General features: G+C 58.5%; 11 protein-coding genes. 3 read left to right on the top strand and 8 right to left on the bottom strand.

Annotation, left to right across the window (positions count from 1 at the left end; translation table 11 throughout):
* Positions 1–22: 22 nt before the first annotated feature.
* From pstB to EXY20_RS27110, 4 genes are all read right to left on the bottom strand, one after another.
* Entirely contained in the window at positions 23–781 is a 759-nt protein-coding gene (pstB, locus tag EXY20_RS27125; RefSeq protein WP_135555270.1) for a phosphate ABC transporter ATP-binding protein PstB, read from the bottom strand.
* Between the two features lie 3 nt (positions 782–784).
* Entirely contained in the window at positions 785–1,642 is an 858-nt protein-coding gene (gene pstA, locus EXY20_RS27120) for a phosphate ABC transporter permease PstA (protein ID WP_135555269.1), read from the bottom strand.
* Positions 1,639–2,583, bottom strand: a complete 945-nt coding sequence (pstC, locus tag EXY20_RS27115; RefSeq protein WP_135555268.1) for a phosphate ABC transporter permease subunit PstC — start codon at positions 2,581–2,583, stop codon at positions 1,639–1,641. The genes pstA and pstC overlap by 4 nt, the downstream gene beginning before the upstream one ends.
* 148 nt (positions 2,584–2,731) lie before the next feature.
* Complete coding sequence (locus tag EXY20_RS27110) at positions 2,732–3,685, bottom strand: phosphate ABC transporter substrate-binding protein (RefSeq protein WP_135555267.1); 954 nt, start codon at positions 3,683–3,685, stop codon at positions 2,732–2,734.
* Positions 3,686–3,930: 245 nt separating this feature from the next.
* On the opposite strand from EXY20_RS27110, the gene EXY20_RS27105 reads away from it, so the two are divergent.
* On the top strand, positions 3,931–5,901 hold the full coding sequence (locus EXY20_RS27105) for a methyl-accepting chemotaxis protein (protein ID WP_135555266.1): 1,971 nt from the start codon (positions 3,931–3,933) through the stop codon (positions 5,899–5,901).
* A 71-nt stretch (positions 5,902–5,972) separates the two neighbouring features.
* Here EXY20_RS27105 and EXY20_RS27100 read toward each other — a convergent pair whose 3' ends face one another.
* The gene (locus tag EXY20_RS27100; protein ID WP_135555265.1) at positions 5,973–7,055 is read right to left on the bottom strand and encodes a Gfo/Idh/MocA family protein; all 1,083 of its coding nucleotides are present in this window, start codon (positions 7,053–7,055) and stop codon (positions 5,973–5,975) included.
* 141 nt (positions 7,056–7,196) lie between these two features.
* Here EXY20_RS27100 and EXY20_RS27095 point away from each other — a divergent pair, with 141 nt between their 5' ends.
* Positions 7,197–8,066: a helix-turn-helix domain-containing protein gene (locus EXY20_RS27095; protein ID WP_135555264.1), complete on the top strand. Its 870-nt coding sequence runs from the start codon at positions 7,197–7,199 to the stop codon at positions 8,064–8,066.
* Positions 8,067–8,150: 84 nt separating this feature from the next.
* Positions 8,151–8,978, top strand: coding sequence for an alpha/beta fold hydrolase (locus tag EXY20_RS27090; RefSeq protein ID WP_135555263.1), 828 nt, complete (start codon positions 8,151–8,153; stop codon positions 8,976–8,978).
* A gap of 1 nt (position 8,979) precedes the next feature.
* Here EXY20_RS27090 and EXY20_RS27085 read toward each other — a convergent pair whose 3' ends face one another.
* The 3 genes from EXY20_RS27085 to EXY20_RS27075 form a co-directional block, all read right to left on the bottom strand.
* Entirely contained in the window at positions 8,980–9,957 is a 978-nt protein-coding gene (locus tag EXY20_RS27085) for a Gfo/Idh/MocA family protein (RefSeq protein WP_135555262.1), read from the bottom strand.
* 11 nt (positions 9,958–9,968) lie between these two features.
* Positions 9,969–10,985: a HoxN/HupN/NixA family nickel/cobalt transporter gene (locus tag EXY20_RS27080; RefSeq protein ID WP_135555261.1), complete on the bottom strand. Its 1,017-nt coding sequence runs from the start codon at positions 10,983–10,985 to the stop codon at positions 9,969–9,971.
* A gap of 139 nt (positions 10,986–11,124) precedes the next feature.
* Positions 11,125–11,841 carry a response regulator transcription factor gene (locus tag EXY20_RS27075; RefSeq protein WP_135555260.1) on the bottom strand — a complete coding sequence of 239 codons (717 nt, stop codon included), beginning with the start codon at positions 11,839–11,841 and terminating at the stop codon, positions 11,125–11,127.
* Positions 11,842–11,865: the final 24 nt, after the last annotated feature.

Below are 11,865 nucleotides of genomic sequence, written 5' to 3'. Positions count from 1 at the left end.
CTTGATAGGCGCCCGCATTCGTTTATCCGAACCGGCCGGTAATGTAGTCTTCGGTACGCTGATCGCTTGGCGTCGTAAAAATTTTGTCCGTCTTGTCGGATTCGACCAGGTAGCCGTTGAGGAAAAACGACGTGTAGTCGGAAATGCGCGCCGCTTGCTGCATGTTGTGCGTCACGATGATGATCGTGTAACGCTCCTTCAACTGCTGTGTCAGTTCTTCCACCTTCAGCGTCGAAATCGGATCGAGCGCCGACGTCGGTTCGTCCATGAGCAGCACATCCGGCTCGACGGCAAGCAGGCGCGCGATGCAAAGCCGCTGCTGCTGGCCGCCGGACAAGCCAAGCGCCGACTTGTGCTGACGGTCCTTTACTTCTTCCCACAGCGCCGCTTGCACCAAGCTGCGTTCGACGAGCTCGTCGAGCACCGCTTTCTTCTTGATGCCGTGAATGCGCGGCCCGTAAGCGATATTGTCGTAAATGCTCATCGGGAACGGGTTCGGCCGCTGGAACACCATGCCGACGCGCTTGCGCAGCGAAACGACGTCGGTTTCGGAGCCGTACACGTTCTGGCCGTCGACCCAAATGTTGCCCGTGATCCTGACATTGTCGATCAAATCGTTCATTCGGTTGAGCGTGCGCAGGAACGTCGACTTTCCGCAGCCCGAAGGCCCGATCAGCGCGGCGATCGAATGTTCGTTGATATTCAGCTTGATATCGTGAAGCGCCTGGTTGTCGCCATAGAACAAATTGAGCGAATCGACTTTGATTTTATGCTTCTCCACGGCTTATTTCCCCCCGCCAATTTTTTTGGAAACGATCCGGCTCGGTATGGCGATAATCAGGTTGAACGCGAGCACCACGAGCACGAGCAGCGCACCGCTTCCCGCGGCGATCTCTTTGGCGTCCGGCGCCAGCGAGCTGCCGCCGACATACCACAGATGCACCGCCAGCGTTTCCCCCATCGCGAACAGATCGAGATCGGGCGCATGGCGCGACACGGCCGTCCCCGCCGTATAGATCAGAATCGCCGTTTCGCCGAGCGCCCTGCCCGCTACGAGCGTGATGCCGGTAATCAGACCGGGCAGCGACGCGGGAATGAGCACTTTGCGAATCGCCTGCCACTGGGTCGAGCCGAGCGCAAGCGAAGCTTCCCAGAACGAGCGCGGCACCGCCCGAATCGATTCTTCCGTTACCCGAACGAGTACGGGCAAGTTGAGCAATGCCAGCGTGGCGGAACCGCCCAGAATCGAAAACCGCCATCCCATCAGGTTGACGAACAGCAGCGCCCCGAACAGGCCGAATACGATCGAGGGAACGGACGAGAGTGCTTCAACCGATATCCGGACCAGATCCGTAAACTTGTTCGACTTGGCGTAAATGGCCAGGTAGATGCCGGAGCCAATGCCGATCGGGAGCGAGAACAGCATCGACAGCAGCAGGATGTAGAACGAGTTGAACAACTGGGGCCCTACGCCGCCGCCCGCCGACAGCTCTTGCGGTTTGCCGGTAATGAAATGCCAGGAAAGATACGGCACCCCTTGGCCGAGAATCCGTACGAGGAACCAGGCCAGAATGAGAATGATGATAATACCCGTCGCCCAAAAATAAACCGTCGCCACTTTGTCTTTTGTTTTGCTGTTCATTTCAGCTCACTCCTTTTGGCCACGATGCGGATGGTCATAATGAGCGCAAGCGAAACGAGCAGCAATACGAGCGCCATCAGATACAGCGTATTGTTCCATGGCGTGCCGTAAAAGGTGTTCGGCATGTCTTTGACGATCGCCGTCGTGAGCACGGTAGTCGAATCGATCAGCGAGTGCGGAATTTTCGGCGAGTTGCCGATTACCATAAACACTGCCATCGTTTCCCCCATCGCCCGGCCCATGCCGAGGATGACGGCTGTAATAATGCCGGGCCTTGCCGCCGGAAGCAGCACCTTCCAGATCGTTTGCCACCTGGTGGCGCCGAGCGCCAGCGACGCTTCCTCCAGCCGTCCCGGCAGCGAACGAAGCGAATCTTCCGAAATCGACATGATCGTCGGCAGGATCATGACCGCCAATATGATCGCCGCGGGCAATATGCCGTAGCCGAGCTTGCCGAAAATGTCGGAGATGGCCGGCACGATAACCGTCATCCCGATGAAGCCGTAAACGACCGACGGAATGCCAACGAACAAGTCGGCGGCCGGGCGCAAAATTTCGCGCATCCAGCGCGGCGCGATTTTGGCCATGAACACGGCGCCGGACAAGGCCAGCGGAATGGCCAGCGCAATCGACAACGCCGTCAGCAGCAACGTGCTGTACAGGAACGGCAGCGCGCCGAAGCTCGGCGACTTCTCCGCCGACGGCGACCAGTCTGTCGAGAAGAAAAATTCGGCGAACGAAATGTCCCGGAACGTCTGCGTTCCCTGGTAGCCTACGAACAGAATGATCGAAAAAATGATGACGGCCACCAATGTCGCGCTCCCGACGAAAATCCAGCGCATGCCCTGATCTTTGCGGTTCTGCATGCGTGTCCATCTCGAAGTGACGACTTTGGCTGCCGGTGCTTGCACGTTCATCTCTTCCACCAACGACGACGACATCCTTTAGCCCTCCTAGCGATCTTGTACCCTAAGCATACGGGGCCAATGTTCGCTTGAAATCAACCAATTGTTAAGCGAATGTAAAATTTGCTGGACGGGAAATGCAAAAAGCCGCGACCGTAGTCGCGGCTCTCGAAAGCCAAGCTGCTTATTTCTTCAACAGATCCGCAGGCAGGAAGCCGAGGTCGACCACTTCCGGCTTGTTCAGGAATTCCGCGCTCATGATATAGTCGAGGAAAGCTTTTGTTGCGCCGGTAGCTTCGCCTTTCGTGTACATGTGCTCTTGGCCGAACAGCAAGTATTTGCCGGATTTAATGTTTTCGGACGAGTATTCCGTACCGTCGAGCTTAAGTGCTTTGATTTTGTCCGCATACTGCTTGATGTACGGCACGTCGACGTAACCGATCGAGTTGTCAGTCGAGCCTACCGCTTCGGCAACCGCTTTGCTCGTATCTTGCTGCACGCCGTCTTTTGTAAACTCCTGGTTGCTCAGGACGATTTGTTTGACCAGTTTGCGCGAACCCGAGCTTTCCGGACGGTGCACGACGGTAATCTTGGCGTCTTTGCCGCCTACGTCTTTCCAGTTCGTAATTTTGCCCATGAAGATGTCGGCCGCTTGTTGCTTCGTCAGGTTGTCGACGCCTACGCCTTTATTGACGATGAGCGCGAACGGTGCCAGAACGACGATGTGGTCGACCAATTGGCTTTTGTATTGCGCGTCGGCTTCAACGTCCGAGTTGCCGATATCGGATGCGCCTGTAGCAACGTCCGTTACGCCTTTGCCCGAACCGCCGCCCGTTACTTGAATGTCCGCTTTCGGATTTTTGGCCATAAAATCGCCGGCTGCCTTCTGTACGAGCGGCTGCAGCGCCGTCGAACCGGAAGCCGTTACTTTGCCCGTTACTTCAGGGGCTTTCGAAGGCGATGTCGACGGCGATGCCGACGGTGCGGTCGACGTCGACGGTTTCACCGACGAGGATGCCGACGGGCTGGCTGCGTTCTTCGTGTCTTCTTCTTTTTTGCCGCACGCGGCAAGTCCCCCCACCATCAATACGGCTGCAAGCGTAAGACTCAATCCTTTTTTCCAAACAAACTTCGACATGTTAGCATGTCCTCCCTCAACTTTTTTATCCGACGAACCCATCATAACAACCGTTTGTAAAACGAAAACGATAGAAACGTAAACACAATGTAAAAGTTGAAAGACTGGTGAAAGGATGAAATATCCAGCCAAAACCGCAAAAAAACGAGCCGCAAAACGATTTAACATTCGGCTAACAATGCGGAAACGCGAGGAAAATAGTCGTCCGCTACAATGAAGGAAAAATTTGTCGCAGGAGTGGTCCCATGAGTCGAATGAAGCACATTGTCCGGTCCTTGACACTGCGCGCGAAGCTGCTTGCGAGTTTCTCCATCCTCGTCGTCATCATCGTTTCCGTGTCGCTCTTCAACAACGTACAAGTCAGCAAGATCGATCGGCATCTCGGCAACCAGAACGATAAAGTCCGTCTGCAGCTGATGGCGCTGGAGCTCAAAGTCGTGCTGCAGGACATGAAAGATACGTCTTCGGGCCTGATGATTTCGCGCGATCTTCAATATAAGGACAAATTCGAGCAGCAGAAAAAAACGTTCAGCGACCTGCTCTCCCGCATGAGCGAATCGGCCTCCACGGACGATCAGTACAAATGGCGCAGCCGGCTGCTGCTCGCGCGCACGGAATTTTTCGATACGTTCGATCGCGCCGTCAATTTGATCCAAAACAAAAGCCTGACCGAAACCGATATTCAGAAAAATACGGATTCGCTTTACCGCGAAGCGCAAACGCAGCGGGACGCAATGTTCGCGCTGGTCGACAACTTCTATCGCGATTATACGGCCGATGCGGAAAAAGCCGTCGCCGCCTCGTCGGACAAAATTGACCAAACGTCGTTCGCCATGATTGAGGCCGCCGTCATCGTGCTGGTGCTGACGATCCTGATCTCGTATTGGCTGATTGTCTCTTTCACCCGGCCGATTCGTCGCTTGCGGCAAGCGATGGCTGTCATTGCCGCCGGCGATTTGCGCCATACGATCAACGCCGAATCGAACGACGAGCTCGGCCAGCTGAGCCACAGCTTCGACAACATGATCGAACAGGTGCGCCGCATGCTTGGTTCCACGCAGACGATCGCTTCCTCGCTGGCCGAACATTCGATGACATTCCGGCAGCTGTCGGTCACAACCGCCGCGGCGAACGCCGACATTCTGAAGGCGATCGAAGAAATCTCGGCGGGCGCCGACCACCAGGCGCAGCGGACGGAAACGAGCGCGCAAGTGATCGTCGAGCTCGAAGGCGACGTGCATGCGGTATGGGACGCCGCGCAGGAGATGCGGCGCATGAACCGGGATGCCGAGCAAACGACCGAAGCGGGAGCGGCCGCCGTACGGGAATTGAACGAAACGGCGCAGTTGACGGAAGCGATGATCGCCCATGTTCTGGAAGCCATGCGTACGCTGTCGCTCAGCTCCAGCCGGATCGGCGGCATCGTCAAGACGATGACGGAAATATCCGGGCAGACGCATATTTTGTCGCTGAACGCGGCGATCGAGGCGGCCCGCGCCGGCGCGCACGGCAGAGGCTTCGCCGTCGTCGCCGAAGAAGTGCGCTCGCTGGCAGCCGAAGCCGGCGTCTCCTCGAAGAGCATCGCCGGTATCGTCGTCGACTTGCAGCGGCAGATCGGCGAGCTCGAAGCGCGCATGGAGCAAGCCCGCGCCGGCCTAGCGCGGCAGAACGGCAAAGTCGCAGGCACGCTCACCGCCTTCTCCGCGATCCGCGAGGCCATGCTGGCGGGCGGCGAGCGCATCGAACGCATCGGCGGCCTGATCCGCAATGCCGAGGAGCAGAACAAACGGCTGATGGAGTCGGTGCATTTCGTCGCCGCGGTGGCGGAAGAAACGGCCGCAGGCGTCGAGGAAGTGGGCTCGACGTCTTACCAGCAGGACGTTTCGATCCGCCTCGTGGCCGAACAAGCCGACGACATCCATCGCCTGTCGCAGCAGTTGTTCGCCGAAGTCAGCCGGTTCCGTATCGGAGACGAGGACCAAGACGGCGGCGGATCGTTCGGCGCAGAAAACATGCCGCCGGAAGACAAGGAGGAGCCGGAAGCAGCCGCTCCAATCGAGCAGAAGGACGAGCCGAACGCGGCGGATGTGGAAACGGCCAAGCGGAACGATCAAGAGCCGATGCGGGAGCAGGAACAACGAAGCGAAAGCCGCGAAGAAGAACATGCGGCAGCCGTCGACCGGGCCGAAGCGGAAAAAAAGCTCGTCGGGGTTTAAGCGAGCACAGAAAAACAAGCCTGCAGGTCCGATGACCTTGCAGGCTTGTTTTGACGACGGACCGTCTTCGATTAGTCGAAGTACACCGCTTTGCCGGTGCGTGCCGACTCGTAGATGGCTTCCAAAATTTCCGACACGACCAGCGCTTGCTCCGGCAATACGACCGGCTGCTTGTCGTTAACGACAGCGTCGATCCACAAGCGCGCTTCCATGTCGGCGTCGCTTTCGGCTTTGCCTTCGTAGAACGCCACGCCGCCGCTTTTCAGCTCGATTTCGTTCGTGTACAAGCGGGAGTTTTTCTCGCCGTTCAGGCGCAGCCCCTTGTCCATGTCGGCGCCGCCTTCCGTGCCGTGCAGCGTCACTTTCGCTTCTTTCACGTCAAGCGTGTTGAGCGCCCAGCTCGACTCGAGCACGATCGTCGCGCCGTTCTTCATCGTAATAAGCGCAAATGCGGAGTCTTCCACCGTAAACTTCGCCGGGTCCCAAGGGCCCCATGCATTGGCGGAATTTTCGCGCTGGGACAGCTTGTGATAAGCGGAACCAAGCACTACCTTCGGCTCGTAGTTGTTCATCGTCCACAGCGCCAAATCGAGGGCATGCGTACCGATATCGATCAGCGGGCCTCCGCCTTGTTTCTCTTCGTCGAGGAACACGCCCCAGGTCGGAACGGCGCGGCGACGGATCGCATGCGCTTTGGCATAATAAATTTCGCCCAGCTCGCCGGCTTCGCACACGCTTTTCAAATATTGGCTGTCCGCACGGTAACGGTTGTTGTAGCCGATCGTCAGCTTCTTGCCGGTGCGTTTTGCCGTTTCCACCATGCGGCGCGCGTCGGCCGCCGTTTTGGCGATCGGCTTTTCGCACATGACGTGTTTGCCGGCTTCCAGCGCGGCGATTGCAATTTCCGCGTGGGAATCGTTAGGCGTACAGACGTGCACGACGTCGATCGAACCGTCCTGCAGCAAATCCCGGAAGTTTTCGTATACTTTCGCTCCGGCCGCGCCGTAATCGGCAGCCGCCTTATGCGCTCTTTCCACGACGATATCGCAGAATGCGACCATTTCCGCTTGCTCCACTTTGGCCAGGCTCTTCATGTGTTTGCCGTTTGCGATCCCGCCGCAGCCGATAATCGCTACTCTTACTTTTTTGGACATGGTGGAAATGCTCCTCCTTTTATCAAAACGCTAACTGTGTTACGCTGGACATACTATTCCCTAGTATAGAGATTTTACCGCCAAAAAGATATTGCCGATCTCGGCTTCGTTATATGCGATTTTGTCATGCGGAGGATTATCGTGGAAATTTACAACGAAAAAATCCAGTTCGAAAGCCCGTTCCTCAACATCAAGGTGTTCGAAGCGACCCGCACCAGCATGGGCGTCGGGCGTTGGCACTACCACAAGGAAATCGAAATACTTGCCATTCTCGACGGTTCGCTCGACGTTTATGTCGACGACGAACTGTATACGCTTCACCAGGGCGACGTTGTGCTGATCGGCTCCTCCCAGCTGCACCGCGACCGGATGCACGCCGGCGACCGGATGCAATATATTGTGTTCCAATTCGACCTTCACGATTGGATCGACCAGAGCGCGCTGCCGTATTTCCGCTTTTTTGCCGAATCGGACTTTCCGCTGAGCGGCCTGAACTACATTGTGTTCGAAAATGAAGCCGCACGCCGGACGATTCTCGCCTGCGTGGAGGATATTCTCGCGGAGACGCAGCGCAAGGAAGACGGCTACGAAATTGCGGTCAGCCTGCAAATCAAAAAAATCATTCTCACCCTGCTGCGCGGCGACACGCGCAAGCTGCTCAGCTTCCGCGACAATGCGGAGCTGCTGCGGATGCGGCCGGTGCTCGACTACATCGAACAAAATTTGACCCAGAAGCTGCAAGTCGAGGAAGCGAGCCGCGTCGCGAACGTCAGCTACCATTATTTCGTCAAATATTTCAAAAAAGTGATCGGGCTGACGTTCCTCGAATATGTCAATTATAAAAAAATCAAACGCGCCGAACGGCTGCTGATGACGAGCGACATCAGCATCGTCGAGGTCGGCGAAGCGGTGGGGCTGCCGAATATGGCCCACTTCTACAAAACGTTCAAACGCTACAACGATTGTTCGCCGAGCGAGTTCCGCAAAAAGCGGTACGCGCTGACAAGGTAATCGGCGGCGCAACGATTGGGACAAGGTTGAAACGGGTAACGGTATAGGAATGACGAACGAAGGAATGAATGGGAGCGATGAGAGATGGAAAAAAAACAATGGACGACAAGCGGGGGGCCTACGATCGCCTATCGCGAATACGGTCTGGCGGCGCCGGGGCGGCCGGCGCTTGTGCTGCTGCACGGGTTTTGCGGCAGCGCGGCGTACTGGGACGAAGTGGTGCCGATGCTCGGCGACGAGCGGCGCATCGTTGTGCCCGATCTGCGCGGACACGGCGATTCGGAAGCGCCGGAAGGGCCGTACAGCACGGAAGCGATGGCGGACGATATCGCCAGCCTGCTCGGCGGCCTGCTGACGGAACCGGCGGTCGTGCTGGGCCACTCGCTGGGCGGTTATGTGACGCTGGCGCTGGCCGAGCGGTATCCCGAGCAGCTCGCCGCGTTCGGCCTGATCCATTCGACGGCGTATCCCGACGACGAAAAAGGCAAAGCCGGCCGCGACAAAAGCATGGCAACGATTCGCGAGCAAGGCATCGGCCCGTTCGTGGAAGGGCTCGTGCCGAAGCTGTTCGCGCCGCCGCATCTGGAATCGATGTCGGACGACGTGCAGGACGCCATCGACATCGGCTACGGCACTTCCGCGAATGGCGCGATCGCCACGCTGCAGGCGATGAAAGACCGCATCGACCGCAATCACGTGCTGAGCGGCTCGCGCAAGCCGGTGCTGCTCGTCGCAGGCGTTGCCGACGGCATTATTCCGCCGGAGCGCACCTTCTCGGCGAGCGGCGAACAAATACGCCGGCACACCATATTGGGCGCCGGCCATATGAGTTTGATGGAAGCGCCGGAAGAGCTGGCGCAAGTAATTGCGTCGTTCCTGACGACGCTGGAGCACAAGCCGGCGCGGCTGTAAACTAGCCGACCGTCACGCGCCGCTGCAGGTCGCTCGACGCGAATAAGGCGTCCAGCACCCGCGCCTGCAGCACCGCATCGTGCGTCCCTTGCGCGGAAGCTTCGCCGCTGCGCAGCGCCAACACGAACGAGTCGACCTGGCGGCGAAACGGCGTCACCCGGTCGGTTGCAAAATCGCGCGAGCCGCCGGGCCAGCTTATCGTGATGGTCAACGTTTCATTGTCGACGCGATAGCCGAACGTCAAACGGCCCTTCGTGCCGACAAGCGCGATCGCCGAGCCTCCGGCCAGATCGAGCGCGGCGCCTACCTGCGCCGTGCGGCCGCCGGGAAAATGCAGCGTGCCGACGAACCTCGTATCGACACCGGTCGCTCCCCACTCGAAGCTGGCGTCGACGGCATGCGGCTCCGCTTCCATAAAATAACGCGACCACGCCACCGGATAGCAGCCGACGTCGTACAGCGCGCCGCCGCCCCATTCCTTCACCAGCCGGGTATTCGCCGGATCGGCGGCAAACGTGAAGTTGGCGGCAATGTGGCCAAGCTCGCCGATCGCTCCTTCGCGAATCGTTTCCTGCGCAAACGAATACGCCTCCTGGTGGCGCCACACGAACGCCTCGCGAAACAGCAAGCCGCGGGCGCGCGCCGTTGCCGCGATGCGCTCCACTTCAGCCGCGTTCAAGCCGGCCGGCTTCTCCAGCAGCACATGTTTACCCGCCTCCAGCGCGGCAACCGCCCATTCGCCGTGCAAATGCGTGAGCAGCGCTATGTATACCGCATCGATATCCGGATCGTCCAGCAGCTCCCGATACGTGTCGTACGACCGCTCCACGCCGTATGTACGCGCCGCCGCTTCGCTGTTCTCGCGATTCCGGCCGGCTACGCCCAGCCAGACGCAGCCCTCCGCTTCATGAATCGCGCGGCCGCCGCGAGCGATGATTTTTCCGGTGCCGAGCACACCCCAGCGCATAATAGCCGTCATTGTTTTGCCTCCTATGCGGAATAACGTTTTTCCACCTTGGCCATTTTCCAGAATGAAACGGAAACGACCCAGGCGACCACAAACAAACCGGCCAGCACATAACCCAAATACTCAAAATCAAGCCGTCCGAACCAGTCGAATACCGGCGAATGCCAGGCAAACTTCTCCGACGCGATCTGCACGAGCTCCACGCCGCCGATCAGGAGCGCCGCCGCAACCGACACCGCGGTTACCGTCACGTTGTAGTACAGCTTGCGCAGCGGCGTGGCGAACGCCCAGCGATACGCCGTCGTCATGAATACCCCGTCGGCCGTATCCATCAGGCTCATGCCGGCGGCGAACAGAATCGGCAGTGAAACGATGCCGAACACCGACACATGGCTGCCCGCGGCGGTCGCCGAAATCGCCAGCAGGCCGATTTCCGTCGCCGTATCGAAGCCGAGCCCGAACAGGAAGCCGAGCGGATACACATGCCAGCTGCGGCCGACAAACTTCAGCAGCGGCGCGATCAGCCGCGACAACAAGCCGCGCGAGTCCAGCACGCGCTCGAGCTCCTCCTCGCGGTAGCGCCCGCTCCGCCAATTGCGAAACATGCGCAGCAGCTGGACCAGGATGACCAGATTGACGATGCCGATCAGCACCAGAAAAGCGCCGGACACCGTCATGCCGACGATGCCGCCGATTTCCTGCATTTCCGGCATGTTGTTCTGCATCCACCGGATGGACAGCGCAATGGACAGCACCATGAGGAACACGACGGACGAATGGCCCAGCGAAAAGTAAAAGCCGACCCCGTAAGGGCTGCGCTTCTGCTGGACAAGCTTGCGCACCGTGTTGTCGATCGCCGCGATATGATCGGCGTCGAACGCATGGCGCAGCCCCAGCGTATACGCGAGCACCCCCATGCTCCAGAAGGCGGCGTTGCCGTTCGCAACGGACAGCAGTCCGATCACTCCGACGATATGAAGTAAGATGACAACAAGGAAATACCCGGACCAGGAACGTCGTTCCTTCCATAAATGATGCAAAGCGACAGCCTCCTCCACGCGACAAACGATTCCGTGTCACCAATTGTTTAAAACGTAACACAAATCTTGACGTTTGGGAAGAAAAAAATTAGCTCCCGCCGGATAATCCGAAGGAGCTTGCGCGCCGCTTCGCGGGTTGTCACTTCCTGACCGATTGCGCCACCAGCTTGTAGCCGACGCCGCGGATGGAATCGATCTGCACCGATTCCTGGTTCATCTCCAGCTTCTTGCGCAGCGAACTGACGTGCACGTCAACCGTGCGCTGTCCGCCGATATAATCGAAGCCCCACACGACGTTCATCAAATCGTCTCGCGTCACGACGACGCCCGGACGCTGCACCAAATACAGCAGCACCTCGAACTCCTTCGGCCGCAGCGGGATCGACTCGCCGTGCAGCAGCACTTCATACTTCTCCGGGTAAATGCGCAGCTCTCCGGCGGTAATCACTTTCTCGCCGGTTTGCTCCTGCTCGGCGAACGGCGCATCCGCTTGCGTGCGCCGCAGCACGGCCGACACGCGGGCGAGAAGCTCGGCGACTCCGAACGGCTTCGTGATGTAGTCGTCCGCCCCGTACTTGAGCCCTTGCACCACTTCTTCCTCCGCGTTGCGCGCCGTCAAAATGATGACCGGGGTTCTTACCCCCTTCTGCCGCAGCCGGGCCAATATTTCAAACCCGTTCAGCCCGGGAAGCATGATGTCGAGAATGATCAAATCGTGCGCTTGCTGCAGCGCCGTCTGCAGCCCTTCGCCGCCGTGATCGACGATGGTGATGCCGTAGCCTTCCTGCGATAAATTGTAAGAGAGCAATCTGGCGAGCGTAGGCTCGTCCTCGATAACCAAAATTTTGTGCGGCATGGGTATCCCCCAACGAATGATCTA

This window comes from Paenibacillus cymbidii (genome assembly GCF_004764705.1).
GTDB classification, from domain to species: Bacteria; Bacillota; Bacilli; order Paenibacillales; family NBRC-103111; genus Paenibacillus_AN; species Paenibacillus_AN cymbidii.
The sequence above is the reverse complement of the archived record's forward strand: the minus strand, read 5'-3'. Positions and strand labels throughout refer to the sequence as shown.

Excerpts from the sequence above, each read along its gene's own strand:
- EXY20_RS27075 (WP_135555260.1), bottom strand. The coding sequence starts at position 11,841 with ATGCCGCACAAAATTTTGGTTATCGAGGACGAGCCTACGCTCGCCAGA.
- EXY20_RS27100 (WP_135555265.1), bottom strand. The coding sequence starts at position 7,055 with ATGTCCAAAAAAGTAAGAGTAGCGATTATCGGCTGCGGCGGGATCGCA.
- EXY20_RS27105 (WP_135555266.1), top strand. The coding sequence starts at position 3,931 with ATGAGTCGAATGAAGCACATTGTCCGGTCCTTGACACTGCGCGCGAAG.
- pstC (WP_135555268.1), bottom strand. The coding sequence starts at position 2,583 with ATGTCGTCGTCGTTGGTGGAAGAGATGAACGTGCAAGCACCGGCAGCC.
- EXY20_RS27110 (WP_135555267.1), bottom strand. The coding sequence starts at position 3,685 with ATGTCGAAGTTTGTTTGGAAAAAAGGATTGAGTCTTACGCTTGCAGCC.
- pstA (WP_135555269.1), bottom strand. The coding sequence starts at position 1,642 with ATGAACAGCAAAACAAAAGACAAAGTGGCGACGGTTTATTTTTGGGCG.
- EXY20_RS27090 (WP_135555263.1), top strand. The coding sequence starts at position 8,151 with ATGGAAAAAAAACAATGGACGACAAGCGGGGGGCCTACGATCGCCTAT.
- EXY20_RS27085 (WP_135555262.1), bottom strand. The coding sequence starts at position 9,957 with ATGACGGCTATTATGCGCTGGGGTGTGCTCGGCACCGGAAAAATCATC.